Here is a 15,521-nt window from a genome sequence, read left to right as displayed (position 1 = left end):
CCAATACGGGAACGGCGCCTTCGGGCGCCGTTTTCCGTTTCACCCGGCGTCGCCCATTTTCCCGGGATTCATGATGCCCAGCGGATCGAGCGCGGCCTTGATCCTCTTCATCACGTCGACTGCCTTGCCGTGTTCCCGGCGCATGAACTTCAGCTTCGCCATGCCGATGCCGTGCTCGCCGCTTGCCGTGCCGCCGGCCGCAAGCGCACGCTCGACGAGCCTGTCGGCCATTTCCTCGGCTTCCTGAAGATGCGCGGGATTATTCGGATCGATCAGATAGGCGGTGTGGAAATTGCCGTCGCCCACATGACCGATGATCTGGCCTTTCAGCGACGAGGCGTCGATATCGGCACGCGCCGCGACGATGCTTTCGGCAAGCCGCGAGATCGGCACGCAGATATCGCCGGTATAAAGATCGTAGCCGGGGATGATCGCCTTGGTCGCCCAATAGAGGTCGTGGCGGGCCTGCCAGAGTTTTGCACGTTCGTCGGCATCCGCCGTCCAGCGGAAGGCGATCGCGTCATGTCCCTTGGTGATCTCCTCGACGAGGCGCGCCTGTTCCTCGACCCAGGCCCGGGTGCCGTGGAATTCGAAGAAAAGCGTCGCCGCGACGGGGAGGGCGAGCTTCGAATAATTGTTGACGCCGGCGATCGCCACCTCGTCCAGGAATTCGACGCGGGCGACGGGAATGCCGTATTGAACGGCTTCGATCACGGCTTCCACGGCGTTCGCGACCGTCGGAAAGGAGCAGATCGCCGACGAAACCGCTTCCGGGATCGGATGCAGGCGGACGGTAAGCTCGGTGATGACGCCGAGCGTGCCTTCAGCGCCGACGAAGAGATGGGTGAGGTCGTAGCCGGTGGAGGATTTTCGCGCCCGGGAGCCGGTCTGGATCGCCGTCCCGTCCGGTGTCACCACCCGGAGAGCGAGCACGTTTTCCCGCATCGTACCATAGCGCACGGCGGTGGTTCCGCTGCCGCGGGTCGAGGCCATGCCGCCGATCGAGGCATCCGCGCCCGGATCGACCGAAAACATCAGGCCAGTTTCGCGTAAGTCTACATTGAGCTGCTTGCGCGTGACGCCCGGCTGCACGACGGCGAGCAGATCTTCCGGGCGGATTTCGATGATCCGGTTCATCTCGCGGGTATCGAGCGAGATGCCGCCGCGGATCGGGATCGTATGGCCCTCCATCGAGGAGCCGGCGCCGAACGGCACAACCGGCACACCGTGTGCGGCGCAGGCGGAAACAATCGCCTGTACTTCCTCTTCGGTGCGCGGAAAGGCGACGGCATCGGGAAGGTGAGGCTTCAGGCGCGACGTGTCGTGGCTGTGGTGGTCGCGAACCGAAGCCGATGTCACCAGCCGGTCACCGAGAACGGTCTTGAGCTCGGCAATGGCTTTGCTGGCGGATGTGATGAGATCATCCATATGCTTTTCTCCTCCCTGACGTTCGCACCGACGAAATCGAAGCGTTCCGAATGTCACGATGCCGGTAAATGTATCCCAGCCGGCCGCATCAGCGGTCTGGCCAGATACTCCCTAGGCGCGGCGCCTCCCGTCGCGCGACATTCCTCCCGCCAGCTACATGTATGCACGAGCGGTTCTCTGGATCATTCTAAACAGTTTGAGCCGGGGGTGAAGAGCCTGTCTGAAAAATCTCAGGATGCCTGATTTTTGTGTCCCCAACCCAAATGACAACTTGTCGTTTCGGCTGCAATGTGCTGAAATTCGAATGCTCGAATAGGCGATATTGGGGGAGAACGGATCGCCTTGGTAAATCGGGCATGGGAGGAAATCGATGTATACACGACTGGTCGTCACAGTTGCGTCTGCCATGCCCATGGCAAGGTCGGTTTCGACCGCCAGATCGATGTCCGTTTGCAGCCTTCTTTCTTAACGTGAGGATGCGAATAGCTCATCGACCGGACGGGGAGGGAGCCCCGCCGACTTCATTTTCAACGGGAGGAGAAACGCATGAAACTGAAGGCATTGCTCGCTTCGGCCTGCCTCGCAGCTCTGGCTGCCGCGGCGCCGGTCACAACTGCACGGGCCGCCGAAGTGGAACTGACCTTGTCGCATTGGGTGCCCGCCACCCATGCCCTGCAGCCGGGCGGGATGGAGCCCTGGGCGAAATCGATCAGCGAGGCGTCCGGCGGGCGCATCAACATCACCATCTATCCGGCCTCGCAGCTCGGTGCGGCGCCCGACCATTACGATATGGCGCGTGACGGCATTGTCGATATCGGCTTCATCAATCCGGGCTATCAGCCGGGCCGTTTCCCCATCCTTGCCGCGGGCGAAATTCCGTTCCTGATCTCCAATGCCAAAGGAGGCTCGCGGGCGCTCGACGAATGGTATCGCCAGTATTCCGCCAAGGAGATGAGCGACGTCTATGTCTGCATGGTGCATATCCATGATCCGGGCACGCTGCATGGAACCAAGGGGCCGATCCAGGTTCCGGCCGATCTCAAGGGCAAGAACATCCGCCCGGCGCATGCCACCATGGCCCGCCTGGTCAATTCGCTGGGTGCGGCCTCCGTGCAGGTGCCGGCCGGCGAAATGCGCGAGCTGATCTCCAAGGGGGCCGCCGACATGACCGCGTCGCCCTGGAATTCGATCTACACGTTCGGCCTGCAGGACGTGACGACGCATCACCTCGACATGCCGTTCTACGTCACGACCTTCGCCTTCGTGATGAACAAGGCCAAGATCGACGGCCTCGAACCGCAGGATCGCAAGGTGATCGACGATCACTGCACGCCCGAATGGGCGGAGAAGATGGCGAGCAAATGGGCGGATGCGGAAGCGGCCGGCCGCCAGAAGATGCTCGATGCCGGCGGCCACACGTTCTACAAGCCGACGCCCGATCAGGTGGAGATCTGGAAGAAGGCGACCGCTTCCCTCCAGGGTGAATGGGAGACGGCTGCGACCAAGGCCGGGATCGACTCCAAGGCGGCCTGGGCGAGCCTCGGCGAGACCCTCAAGAAATACAATGCAGACGTGAAATAAACGTCCCGGATCGATCAGGACAGGCGCCGCTGCGGCGCCTGTCTTTCCCGTCATTCGTATTTCGAGCTCACGCTATGAACCGATATCTCGAACGCTTCACCGAAGCAGTCGATATGATCGCCGGCCTTCTGCTGGGCCTGTGCACGATCCTGATCGTCGCCTCCACAGTCGGCCGCTACGTCTTTTCCTGGGCGATACCGGATTCTTTCGACCTTTCCCGCTATCTGATCGGGGCCTGCATGATGTGGGGTTTCGCCTCGCTCGGGTATCGCGGCGGGCATATCGCGGTGGACCTGCTCTATGAGCCGCTCGGCCCCAGGGGGCGCCGCGTCCTTGATTTCATCGCCTGGGCTTCGCTGCTCGCGTTCACGGCGATGCTCGCCTACATGATGTTCTTCCGCCTGACCAGCGCCTATCGCAGCAACGAAGCCACATTCGACCTGCGCATTCCGGTGTGGCCTCTCATCGGTCTTATCTGGCTCGGCTGTGCGTCCGCCGTCGTCACCACGGCCGTGGTGCCGTTCCTGCGACGCAAATCCGAAGAACCCAATCCGCTCGAGGGCCATGGCGTATGAATACCGCTGATCTCGTTGCCATCGGCGGCTTCGTCGCCATGTTCGTGCTCATGGGCCTGCGCGTGCCACTCGGTGTCGCGATGGGGCTCGTCGGCGTCTTCGGCTTCGCCTCCGTGCGCGGTATTGCTCCAGCGCTGAATCTTCTCACCACATCGCCGATCCGCGTCATCACCGACTTCAACCTGACGCTGGTGCCGTTCTTCATCCTGATGGGCGTGTTCGCTACCAATTCCGGCATGTCGCGGGAATTGTTCAGGACCGGCAATGCCTGGCTCGGGCAATTCCGGGGCGGCCTTGCGCTTTCGACGATCGCCGCGTGCGCGGGGTTTGCGGCGATCTGCGGCAGTTCGATCGCGACCGCCGCCACCATGACCCGCATCGCGCTGCCGGAAATGCGCAAGGCGGGCTATGCGGACGCCACCTCGACCGGCGTCATCGCCGCCGGCGGGACGCTCGGCATTCTGATCCCGCCATCGGTGATGATGGTCGTCTATGCCTTTCTGACCGAGACGGATGTCGGCCAGCTGCTGATGGCCGGTATCGTCCCCGGCATCATGGCGACGCTCATGTATATGGCGACTGTGCTGATCGCCCACGGCAAGCGCCTGCCGCCGGGCAAGACCTTTGACTTCAAGGAGGCGATCGCCTCGCTCCGCGACGTCTGGGCCGTCCTGCTGCTGTTCATTGCGGTGATCGGCGTCATCTATCTGGGCGTCGCCACCGCGACCGAGGCGGCGGCCGTCGGTGCGCTGCTGACCATGGTCATTGGGGTGCTGCGCGGACGGCTCAACACCAAGCTCATCATGGCGAGCCTGGTGGAATCGCTTCGCACCTCCGTTTCGCTGTTCAGCGTGCTGATAGGCGCCATCCTGTTCGGCTATTTCCTGGCGATCACCCAGTCGCCCCAGAAGCTGACGGCGTTCCTGGTGGCCATGGATCTAGGACCTTACGGCACGCTGGCGCTGATTCTCCTGATCTTCTTCATCGCCGGTGCCCTGATGGACGAGATGGCGATGATCATCCTGCTCGTGCCGATCGTGTTTCCGGTCATAGTCCATCTCGGCTTCGATCCGATCTGGTTCGGGGTTATCATCGTCGTCGCCTGCGAACTCGGGATGATCACGCCGCCGGTCGGCATCAACGTGTTCGTCATCAATTCGATAGCCAAGGATGTGAAGATCACCACGATCTATGGCGGGGTGATGCCTTTCATCCTGACGGACATCATCCGCCTCATCCTGCTCGTGATCTTCCCGATGATCGCGCTCTGGCTGCCGACGACGATGCGATAGGAGGAGATGATGCAGGCTCCCGGCCTCAGACCGCTCTGCGAAATCCGTGCCGACCTCGGCCCGCCGATCGAGAAGGGAGGCGGACCGGGCGTCCGCTGGCGGATCATCCCGATCATCGGCGGAACCGTGGACGGGGAGCGCCTTTCGGGGCGTATCCTCAATCTCGGCGCGGATTGGCAGAACATCTATGATGCGGGCTATGCGGAGCTCGATACCCGTTATGTCATCGAGACCCATGACGGAGCGATGATCGACATCCGCAATTTCGGTTTCCGGCACGGGCCGCCGGAGGTGCTGGCGCAGCTCGCGGCAGGAGAAACGGTCGATCCGGCGCTCTATTACATGCGCACCAACCCGCGATTCCAGACGGGCGACCCGCGTTATTCCTGGCTCAACCGCACCATGTTCATCGGCACCGGCGAGCGCTTGGCCAATTCCGTAAGGGTTTTCATCTTCGAAGTGCTCTGATCAACGATCCACCGGAGTACGGAAGGGGGAAAAGGCCGCCGGATTTCATCCCGGCGGCCTTTTTTATCTTGTGCGATCAGACGGACCGCCTTCACGCCATGTGGATCGTCTTGACCTCGAAGTAGTTTTCTAGGCCTTCCGGACCGCCTTCGCGGCCCATGCCCGACTGTTTGAAGCCGCCGAAGGGATGATGGATATCGACGATCATGCCGTTCACCGTCACGCTGCCGGTGCGCATTCTGCGGGCGAAGGCGTAGCCGCGTTCCGGATCGGCGGTGAAGACCGCACCGGAGAGGCCGTACATGGTGTCGTTGGCGATCTTCGCGGCCTCGTCCTCGTCCTTGTAGCTGATGATCGACACGACAGGGCCGAAGATTTCCTCCTGCGCGATCTTCATGTCCATCGTCACGTCGGTAAAGACGGTCGGCTCGATGAAGTAGCCTTTGTCGAAACCGGCCGGACGGCCGCCGCCGCAGGCGATCTTCGCGCCGCCTTCACGGCCGGCGGCGATATAGCCTTCGACGCGGGCGAGCTGGCGGGCCATGGTGAGCGGTCCCATATGGGTGGTCGGATCGGCCGGATCGCCCACCTTGATGTTTTTCACCGCGCCGACGAACATGTCGGTGAATTCCTGTTTGCGGGATTCCGGCACCAGGATACGGGTCAGCGAGAAGCAGACCTGACCGGTGATCGGCATGGAATAGACCATCAGGCTCGGCAGCGCCTTGGTGAAATCGGCGTCATCCAAGAGCACGGCTGCGGATTTGCCGCCGAGTTCCAAGCTGTAGCGGGCGAGGCGCTCGGAGCACGCGGCCGCGATCGCCCGGCCGGCAATCGTCGAGCCGGTGAACGAGACCTTGTCGATGCCCTTGTGGCGGACGAGATAATCGCCGCCTTCGCGGCCTGCCGGCACGAGGTTGAAGACGCCCTTGGGCAGGCCTGCCTGCTCGATGCATTCGGCAAGGATATAGGCTTCCAGCGGCGTTTCCGGCGAAGGTTTGGCGACGACGGTGCAGCCCGCGGCGAGTGCTGCCGAGACCTTGTAGTTCAAAAGCACCATCGGTGCGTTCCACGGCGTGATCGCGGCGCAAACGCCGACCGGTTCGCGAACGACGCGGACTTCGCCGCCGTCGGCGCGCTTGCGATGGCTGACGAAATCGTCCTTCTCGATCAGATCGGCATAGTAGGTGAAGAGGCCCGGGTTCTGGCCGACGAGCTTCTTAGTCAGGAAGATCGGCGCGCCGACCTGGGTCGTCCAGGCATTGGCGATCTCGTCCAGGCGGGCGGTGAGCAGTTCGGCCACCTTGCGCAGATAGCCGGCACGCTCCTTGTTGCTCAGGCGCGGCCAGGGGCCGTTGTCGAAGGCGTCGCGGGCGGCCGCCACGGCCTTGTCGATATCGGCATTGCCGGCTTCCGGATAGCTCAAGAGCAGCTCTTCGGTCACCGGCGAGATGACGTCGAGCTTGGCGGTTCCGGACGGGGTCACCCATTCGCCGTTGATGAAGAATTTTTCCGGGGTCTTCAGCACATTCTCGTTTCTGACTGCCACATTCATCTCAGTCTCCTCCTCTGACAGAATGATTTCCAAAAGGCGCGGTCCCTTCATGCTGAGAAGGTACCGCAGGCACGATGCCAGTTCTTCTCCCTCATCGCAGCGGACGGCCTTGCAGCCCTGCGCTTCCGCGATCTTAACAAAATCCATGTGGCCGATGTCGACGCCGTCGATACGGCCGGAACCGGCCTTTTCGGCTATGGCCTTCAGGACCTTGTAGCCGCCGTTGTTCAGGATGACGATCAGCAGGTTCGCGTCGTATTCGACGGCCGACCAGATCGACTGGATCGAATAGAGGCTCGATCCGTCGCCGATGACCGCGATAACCGGCTGTTCAGGCTTCGTCAGCGCGGCGCCGACGGAGCCGGGCAGGGCATAACCCAACCCGCCGCTGGCCGTGGCGAAAAACCCGCCCGGCCGCTCGATCGGAAAGAAGTCGTGCAACGCGTCGCGGCCGCCGGGCGCTTCTTCGAAGACGATGCTGTCCGGCGAACGGACGTCGGCAAGCGTCTGGTAGAAAAAATCCTGGGTGATGCGCTTCGGCTGTTTCAGCCGGGGAATGACACGCGCCGGCAAGTCGGTGCGCTGTGATCGGCAGCGCAGGCGATAGACGAGGCCTTGGGTGGCCGCGCGAAGGTTCGAGACCATCGCATTGCCGGTGATGGCGTTTGCCGCCTGCGCAGGATCGTCGGTGATGAGCCGGAGTTCCGCTCCCTCCGGGACATCCGGGCCGGAGCCTGCGAAGTGATAGGTGAAGGCCGGCGCGCCGAGGACCAGCACGAGGTCGGCATTGCCGAGGCATTGCGTGAGTTTCGGCTGAAAGGCGGGCAGAAAACCGGCGAAGAGCGGATGTCGCTCCGGAAAGCTGCAGCGCGAGGAAAGCGGGCTTACCCAGACGTTGGCCTGCAGGATTTCCGCAAGCCGGACCGTCGAATCCCAGGCATCGTCGAGATCGACACCCGGGCCGACGACGAGCACCGGCTCCTTCGCCTCGTTCAATTCCCCGGCGAGCCTGTCGAGTGCCTCTGCCGGTGCGCTGATCACCGTCTCCACGTCACGGATGGCGATCGGCCTGGCTTCCGCCTGCCAGTCGCTCAAGGGGACCGAAACCATGACCGGGCCGCGCGGCGCCTGCATTGCCATGTGATAGGCGCGCGCGATCGCCGCCGGCACGTCTTCGGCGCGAGCCGGTTCGCAGGCCCATTTCACGTAGGGTTTCGGGAAATCCGTCGGGCTTTCGGCAAACAGGAAGGGATCGTGCGGCAGGAGTTCGCGGCTCTGCTGGCCTGTCGTGATGATCAGCGGCGCGCGATTGCGATAGGCGGTATAGATATTGCCGAGCGCATGGCCGAGGCCGGCAGCGGAATGCAGGTTGACGAAGGCCGGTCTGCGGCTCACCTGCGCATAGGCGTCCGCCATGGCGACGACGATCGATTCCTGCAGGCCGAGCACATAGGAAAAATCTTCCGGAATGTTCATGAACATCGGCAGTTCGGTCGAGCCGGGATTGCCGAAGATCCGGTCGATGCCCTTCTGCCTCAGAAAATCGAAAACCGCTTCGCTGACCGTCTGCCCGTGCAGCTTCGTGCTGCCGGACAGGAAATCCCGCGTCATCTTGTTCATGCTTGAGGCCTCCTCCCGGCCTTCAGGAATACATCCTGAGCGCGCATCATGGCATATCAGTGTCGCAGATAGCACCCTGCCTCGGAATTGAAGAATTTCCAAAAATCCATTACACGAAGGCATGACTTTGGATGTTCGATCAGCCCAAATCGTGCTTGAATGCGCCCGCCGCGGAAGCCTCGGCGCGGCCGCCTCCGCATTGAACATGACCCAGCCGGCGATCACCCGCATGCTGAAGCGTCTTGAAGAGAGCTATGGAGTGCCGCTCTTCGAGCGCACGACCCGCGGCGTCGTGCCGACCGTCTTCGGCGAGGCCCTGCTTCCCTATGCGAAACTGGTGGTGTCGGAGATCGGCAATGCCACCGACGTAATCCGGCAGATGCGGGGCGCAAGTCGCGGCGTGGTCCGGATCGGCGGGGTTGCGAGCGTCGTCAGCGGCTTCATCATCGCCGTCATCCGCGAGATGCGCAAAGAACATCCGGAGGTGCAATACCAGATCATCGAGGATCTCGAAGACCGGGTATTGGAAGGACTGAAGGGCGGGATGATCGATATCGCCATCTCGCCTGAACCTTATCTCGACGACGATATCGTCATGGCGACACCGGATATCATGCACGACACCGTCTCCGTCTTTGCGCGCGCCGACCACCCGATCATCGGACGGCAACATGTGACGCTCGCCGAGGCTGCCGGTTTCGATTGGGCCTTGCCGCCGCCGGGCACGCCGACCGTACGCGAATGGCAACGCCGTTTCCACGACAATGCGCTGGAGCCGAATGCGCCTTCGATCATCTCCCGTTCGGTTCCGGTTCTGAAGGCAGCCGTTCTGTCGGAGGCGCTGTTCTGCTGGATGCCGCTGCCGCTCGTGCGCGAAGAGGTCGAACGCGGTGACATGGCGCGCGTCAACGTGCCGGAACTCGACTGGCAAAGGACCTTCCGCGTCTACCGCCGCAAGAAGGGCCTGATGACGCCACCGACCGCCAACCTGCTGCAGGCCATTCGCCGCATCAGCGAGACGTGGCGAGGGCAGGCCATCTGACGGAGCCTGCTTATGCAATTAACGTCGCGGCATCGTGCGCAGGATGCGCAGTCTGCTCGACGAGATCGAGTCTGTCCGTGGCCGCTGATCCGGGGAGAGGAACAGCCGATACCGAATCGGCCCATGAAGCAGAAAACGGCGCCGCGAGGCGCCGTCTGCCGTTGAAGCCGAGTGAAGTGGCCGTCTTACTGCTGCGGAATATTGGCGATCTTGACGTAATCGGCCCAGGCTGCGACTTCTTTCTTGAGATATTCCTGGCCCTCTTCCGGCGTGCTGACGAAAACGTCGCCGCCCTGGTCGGTCACGAACTTCTTGACGTCGTCCTGGCCAAGGACTTGCTTCGTCCAGCCGTTGATCTTGCCGACGACTTCCTTCGGCGTCTCTGAGGGAACCATCATCGCGAACCAGCCGACCTGGTCCATCGGATAGCCTTCTTCGGTCATCGTCGGAACCTCGGGGGCACCGGGAATGCGCTTGCCGGAACTGACGGCGAGCAGGCGATAACGGCCTTCGCGAAGCTGGGCGAGGGAGAAAACCGGATCCTGGGCGGCAAACGCCATGGCGCCGCTCATGACGTCGTTCATGGAATCCGCGCTGCTCTTGTAGGAGACCTCGACCGTTTCCAGGCCGGCCTCCTGCTTGTAGATGGCGGCCAGGACCTTGCCCGACGTGTTGTTGACGGCGTAGCTGGCGTTCGAACCTTCCTTCTTCAGGTATTCGGTGAGTTCCTTGATGTTCTTGATCGGGCTCGAGACGGGAACGGCGATCATGTGCGGCTGCTTGTTGATCGTCGCTGCGACCTGCAGGTCCTTCACGACATCGATCGGCGGCTTCTTGAACATGTGCATGTTGCCGGCGATGGCGCTGCCGGTATGGAAGAAGATCGTGTAGCCGTCCGGCTTGGCGCGGGCGACATATTCAGCCGCGATATTGCCACCGGCACCCGGCTTGTTTTCGACGATGATGGTCGCCCCCGAAAGCTTGGATATCTTCTCGGCGAAAAAACGGACGATGACATCGGCGCCGCTGCCTGCCGGGAAAGCACAGATCATGCTGATGGTCTGGCTCGGGTAGTCCGCCTGCGCCGCAGCCGGCGAAAGGCCGAAGGCGGTGCCTGCAAGGGCGACCGAAGCCGCAAGCACGAAACGACGGGTAATGTTCTGCATAAAGTCCCTCCCTGTGAATGACCGGACGTCGCAGCGAGCCGGTCGGTCGCGTCTCCCAATGCGACCTGATGCAACATTGTATAATTATATTTGATTTAATCAACTGTTCTGGATAGAAAACACAGCACGCAGAAAACGCGTTTCGGGAGAGGAAAGAATGACCGTCAACACCGCAACCAAATCCGCCGCCGCGCTCGATCTCGACCGTTTTCGGCTGAGGAATTTCGTCGAGGCGCTGGGTGCCGACGAGCTGGATATCCGTGAGGAGAAGGTCGATCTTGCCGATGTGGCGGCTATCCTGCAGAACAATCCTAAGGCGGTCCTCTTCAAGAATGTCGGGCCGGAGGGTCAGCAACTGGTCGGCAACGTCGTCGGCAGCCGATCGCGCCTTGCCAAGGCCTTCGGCGTGCCCGCGGGCGAGGTCGCGCTCGAAATGCGCCGCCGGCTGTCGCTGAAGCCCGAACTCGTCAAGCTTTCGAAGGACGAGGCTCCGGTGCAGCAGGTCGTATTGACCGGAGCGGATGCCGACCTCCTCAAGCTGCCGGTTCACGTGCAGCATGCGCTCGACGGCGCTCCCTACATCTCGGCGACGATCGACTATACGATCGACCCGAAGGATGGCCGCTACAATTGCGGCATGCGCCGCCTGATGCTGCGCGGTCCGCAGGAGGCGGGCGTCGACCTGATCGCCCCGAGCGACCTGCGCGTCATGTACATGGCGGCGTCGGGACGCGGCGAGCGCCTGAACGTCGCCTATGTGGTCGGCTGCCACCCGATCGACATGGTTTCGGCCACGATGAAGGAGCCGGTGGACGAGCTCGAACTGATCTCCTCGCTGCGCGCCGCGCCGCTGCCGGTCGTGAAATGCGTGACGAACGACATCATGGTTCCGGCCGATGCGGAAATGGTCATCGAGGGTTATTTCGACGAGCGCGGCTATGTCGAGAAAGAAGGCCCCTACGGCGAATATCTGGGATACTACGGGGTCGTGAAGACCAATCCGGTCTTCCACGTCACGGCCATCACCCATCGCAAGGATGCGCTCTTCCAGACTGCGACGATTTCCGGCAACCGCATGGACTTTACCGATACGTCCAACCTCGAAGCGCTGCGCATGGAAATGAACGTCTGGAAGATCCTCGGCGAGGTCGTCCGCCAGCCGGTCGCCGTCTACGCACCGGTCGCCGCCGGGGGCTCGATGAGCATGCGCTTCTCCATTCGCCAGACCTATCCGGGCGAGGCCCGTTCGGCGCTCTATGCGGTTCTCGGCGCCGTCGGCGTCAAGAACGTCTTCGTCGTCGATCCGGATATCGACATCTTCGACGACAGCCAGATGGAATGGGCCTTCGGTACCCGCTTCCAGGCCGATCGCGACCTCGTCATCGCGACCGGCGTGCGCCTGTCTCCGCTCGATCCGTCGCTGCACGGCGCGCGTTCCGGCGCCAAGGCGGGTTACGACCTCACCTGGCCGATGCAGCATGCCCAGAGCTGGGAACTCGTCACCCCGCAGGCGCCCTCCTATCCGGGCAACCGCTTCCCCTCGCTGGAAGCGGCGCTGAAGGACGGTCCGAAGCATTTCGAGGAACTGATGGCCGCCGTCGGCAGCCGCGATGGCCGCGAAGTGGTCCGCGAGATCGATACGTTCCGCGCCAAAGGCCTGGAGCGCGACGAACGCGGCCGCTACTATCTTCCGAAGTGATGCCCGATCGATACGGTATGCGGCATCTCGCCAATATCGCCTTCCGGATGTCCGTCCGGAAGGTTTTCTCCTGATTTCAATTGTCAACGAATGCCGAAGCCTTGTAACCTGACGGTGCATTGCATCGGGGGCGGCGCATGTTCCGAGTGACGGAGCTTTCCACCATAGACCTGGAGCAGTTGTTCAATCTCTCGCCCAATCCCTATGTCATTCTTGACCGGGATTTGCGGCTTATCGGGATGAACGATGCCTATCTTGCCGTCACGGCGCGCAGCCGCGAGGAGCTTCTCGGCCGCAACATGTTCGATGCTTTCCCGAGCGACCCCGATTCGGTCTCGGGCAGGCTGTTGCGCCAATCCTTCGCCAAGGTGCTTTCGACAGGGGAGGTGGATCACCTGTCCCTCATTCCCTATCCGATTTCCGGCCCTGACGGGGAATTGGAGGATCGGTATTGGAGCGCCACCCATACGCCGATCAAGGACGAGAGCGGCGAGATCACCTTCATTCTGCAGCATACCGTGGATGTGACGGAGCTGCATCTGCTGCGCAGCTGGCTGGCCGGCGATGGCGCGCTGCAGGTGCATACGGACCTGATGCGCCGCGCCGATGCGGTTCAGGGCGAGAACATCGCGCTTGGCGAGGAGCGCGAATATCTGCGCATGCTGTTCGAGCAGGCGCCGGGCTTCATGGCCGTGCTGCGCGAGCCGGAGCATATCTTCAACATTGTCAACGGAGCCTACCGGGCGCTGGTCGGGCGTGAGGACCTGATCGGCAAGACCGTGCGCGAAGCCCTTCCGGACATTGCCGGCCAGGGCTTTTACGAGCTGCTCGATCAGGTCTACCAGAGCGGAACGCCCTACAGCGCCCACGCCGCTCGCGTCGTTCTGCAACCGCCGGGCACCGACGCGCCGGAGGAGCGCTTCCTCGACTTCGTCTACCAGCCGATCCGCGATCGCGACGGCGTCGTGAGCGGCATTTTCGTCCAGGGACACGACGTGACCCAGCTTCGTCGCGCGCAGGAGGCGGCGCGGGAGAACGAGGACCGTTTCCGGACGCTTGCGCAGTCTCTGCCGACGCATGTGTGGACCGCCACGCCGGACGGCCGGATGCAGTGGTGCAACGACCAGATATTCGCTTACAGCGGAACGGAGTCCTTCTATTTCGACCGGGACAAGCGGTCCGACATATTGCACCCGGACGATTCGGCCGGGATCGCTGCGGCCTGGGGCGAAGCGTTGCGCACGGGAAACAAGCTGGAGACGGAGATCAGGGTGCGCCGCCACGACGGCGTCTACCGCTGGTTCATCACCCGCGCCGTGCCTATCAGGAACGATGCCGGCGAGATAACGCTCTGGGTCGCCACCAACACCGATATCGACGAGCAGAAACAGACGGAGACGCAGCTTTCGGACCTTGCGACTACACTGGGTCACCGGGTCGAGGAAAGGACGATCGAGCTCGAGCGGACGCAGGAGGTGCTCCGCCAGAGCCAGAAGATGGAAGCGATCGGCAATCTGGCCGGCGGCATTGCCCATGACTTCAACAATCTGCTGCAGGTGATCACCGGCAATCTCCAGCTTCTCGGCCGTGAACTCGCCGGCAACGAGATCGCCGAAAAGCGGCTGAACAGCGCGCTGGCCAGTGCTTCGCGCGGCGCGCGGCTCGCCTCGCAGCTTCTCTCCTTCGGCCGGCGCCAGCCGCTTTCGCCCAAGGTCATCAACCTGAGCCGCCTGATCCGCGAGATGGATCATCTCCTGCGGCGCAGCCTCGGCGAGGCGATCGAGATCGATACGATCGTCGGCGGCGGGCTCTGGAACACGCTGGTCGATCCGAGCAATGTCGAAAACGCGCTTCTCAACCTTGCGATCAACGCCCGCGACGCGATGAACGGGCAGGGCAAGCTGACCGTCGAACTCGGCAACGCCTTCCTGGACGACGAATATGCGCGCCACGCTTTCGATGTGAAAGCGGGACAATATGTCATGCTTGCCGTGACCGATACCGGTGTGGGCATGACGCCCGACATTCTGGAAAAGGTCTTCGACCCCTTCTTCACCACCAAGCCGGAAGGCAGGGGGACGGGCCTCGGCCTTTCCATGGTCTACGGCTTCGTCAAGCAGTCCGGAGGCCATGTCAAGATCTACAGCGAGCCGGGGAACGGAACCACCGTGCGCATCTATCTTCCGCGATCGATGGAGGAAGAGGATCTGGTCGCCGAGAACTCGGCGGGTACCGCTTCCGGCGGAAACGAGACCGTTCTGGTGGTCGAAGACGACGAAGCGGTGCGGGAGATCACCGTCAGCCTGCTCACCGAGCTCGGTTACCGGGTCCTGAGAGCCAAGGATGCCGATAGCGGGCTGGCGATCATCGAGAGCGGCGTGCCGATCGACGTTCTCTTTACCGACGTGGTGATGCCCGGCCGCCTGAAGAGCCGGGACCTCGCCAAAAAGGCCAAGGAACGGCTGCCGCATCTCGGCGTCCTCTTCACCTCGGGTTATACCGAAAACTCGATCGTCCATGGCGGGCGGCTCGATCCCGGCGTCAACCTGCTCAGCAAGCCCTATACGCGCGAGGCGCTGGCGCGAAAGATCAGGCAGGTCATCGAACAGAGCCGGGAAGGGGCGCCGCCGCGCACGCCGGAGCGCGCTCCGACGCCTGCCGCGGCTCCCGTCGTCGGGCCGCCTGTCGTTCAGGATCTGCCGATCACCGTGCTGCTGGTCGAGGACGAGGCGCTGATCCGCATTTCGACGGCGGACTTCCTGCAGGATTCCGGCATGAACGTCGTGGAGGCGGGATCGGGCAAGGAGGCGCTTGGGACTGCAGGCAGCCATCCGGTCGATATTCTCGTCACCGACGTGCATCTGCCGGAAATGAGCGGACTTGAGCTGGCATTGAAGGTGCGGGAAACGCTGCCGCATCTGCCGGTGATCTTTGCGACCGGCGACCGGGACGTGCCTGGGCTGGAAGCGCTCGGGCAGACCTCGCTGATCACCAAGCCTTACGACTACGACCTGCTCGCCGCCCGCATCCGCGCCATGGTGACGCCCCGCACGGGGACGTGACCAGACTTCACCTTCGAGCCGCAGGCGTGACTT

The 15,521-nt window shown here is 62.6% G+C and carries 10 protein-coding genes; 7 read left to right on the top strand and 3 right to left on the bottom strand.

The window, feature by feature from the left end; all coding sequences use genetic code 11:
* Positions 1-39: 39 nt before the first annotated feature.
* Positions 40-1,428, bottom strand: a complete 1,389-nt coding sequence (locus ACMGE0_RS04150) for an FAD-binding oxidoreductase (protein WP_436814608.1) — start codon at positions 1,426-1,428, stop codon at positions 40-42.
* 546 nt (positions 1,429-1,974) lie between these two features.
* On the opposite strand from ACMGE0_RS04150, the gene ACMGE0_RS04145 reads away from it, so the two are divergent.
* The 4 genes from ACMGE0_RS04145 to ACMGE0_RS04130 all read left to right on the top strand — a co-directional run bounded on the left by ACMGE0_RS04145 (position 1,975) and on the right by ACMGE0_RS04130 (position 5,344).
* Positions 1,975-3,009 (top strand): TRAP transporter substrate-binding protein, encoded by a 1,035-nt coding sequence (locus ACMGE0_RS04145; protein WP_436814607.1) that lies wholly within the window; start codon positions 1,975-1,977, stop codon positions 3,007-3,009.
* A 74-nt stretch (positions 3,010-3,083) separates the two neighbouring features.
* Positions 3,084-3,584 carry a TRAP transporter small permease gene (locus ACMGE0_RS04140; RefSeq protein ID WP_436814606.1) on the top strand — a complete coding sequence of 167 codons (501 nt, stop codon included), beginning with the start codon at positions 3,084-3,086 and terminating at the stop codon, positions 3,582-3,584.
* Positions 3,581-4,876 (top strand): TRAP transporter large permease, encoded by a 1,296-nt coding sequence (locus ACMGE0_RS04135; protein WP_436814605.1) that lies wholly within the window; start codon positions 3,581-3,583, stop codon positions 4,874-4,876. The genes ACMGE0_RS04140 and ACMGE0_RS04135 overlap by 4 nt, the downstream gene beginning before the upstream one ends.
* A 9-nt stretch (positions 4,877-4,885) precedes the next feature.
* A complete protein-coding gene (locus tag ACMGE0_RS04130; RefSeq protein WP_436814604.1) occupies positions 4,886-5,344 on the top strand; it encodes a DUF3237 domain-containing protein in 459 nt (152 codons plus the stop codon).
* A 91-nt stretch (positions 5,345-5,435) separates the two neighbouring features.
* Here ACMGE0_RS04130 and mdlC read toward each other — a convergent pair whose 3' ends face one another.
* Entirely contained in the window at positions 5,436-8,519 is a 3,084-nt protein-coding gene (gene mdlC, locus ACMGE0_RS04125; RefSeq protein ID WP_436814603.1) for a benzoylformate decarboxylase, read from the bottom strand.
* A 121-nt stretch (positions 8,520-8,640) separates the two neighbouring features.
* Between mdlC and ACMGE0_RS04120 the strand changes: the two genes are divergently transcribed.
* Positions 8,641-9,561 carry a LysR family transcriptional regulator gene (locus tag ACMGE0_RS04120; RefSeq protein WP_436814602.1) on the top strand — a complete coding sequence of 307 codons (921 nt, stop codon included), beginning with the start codon at positions 8,641-8,643 and terminating at the stop codon, positions 9,559-9,561.
* 185 nt (positions 9,562-9,746) lie between these two features.
* Here ACMGE0_RS04120 and ACMGE0_RS04115 read toward each other — a convergent pair whose 3' ends face one another.
* Positions 9,747-10,727 carry a Bug family tripartite tricarboxylate transporter substrate binding protein gene (locus ACMGE0_RS04115; protein WP_436814601.1) on the bottom strand — a complete coding sequence of 327 codons (981 nt, stop codon included), beginning with the start codon at positions 10,725-10,727 and terminating at the stop codon, positions 9,747-9,749.
* Between the two features lie 157 nt (positions 10,728-10,884).
* On the opposite strand from ACMGE0_RS04115, the gene ACMGE0_RS04110 reads away from it, so the two are divergent.
* Both ACMGE0_RS04110 and ACMGE0_RS04105 read left to right on the top strand, forming a co-directional pair.
* The gene (locus ACMGE0_RS04110; protein ID WP_436814600.1) at positions 10,885-12,426 is read left to right on the top strand and encodes a UbiD family decarboxylase; all 1,542 of its coding nucleotides are present in this window, start codon (positions 10,885-10,887) and stop codon (positions 12,424-12,426) included.
* A 137-nt stretch (positions 12,427-12,563) separates the two neighbouring features.
* A complete protein-coding gene (locus ACMGE0_RS04105) occupies positions 12,564-15,488 on the top strand; it encodes a hybrid sensor histidine kinase/response regulator (protein WP_436814599.1) in 2,925 nt (974 codons plus the stop codon).
* Positions 15,489-15,521: the final 33 nt, after the last annotated feature.

Origin of the sequence: Neorhizobium descurainiae, from assembly GCF_051400715.1 — a bacterium.
Lineage (GTDB): Bacteria > Pseudomonadota > Alphaproteobacteria > Rhizobiales > Rhizobiaceae > Neorhizobium.
This window is presented reverse-complemented; position numbering and strand designations above follow the sequence as displayed.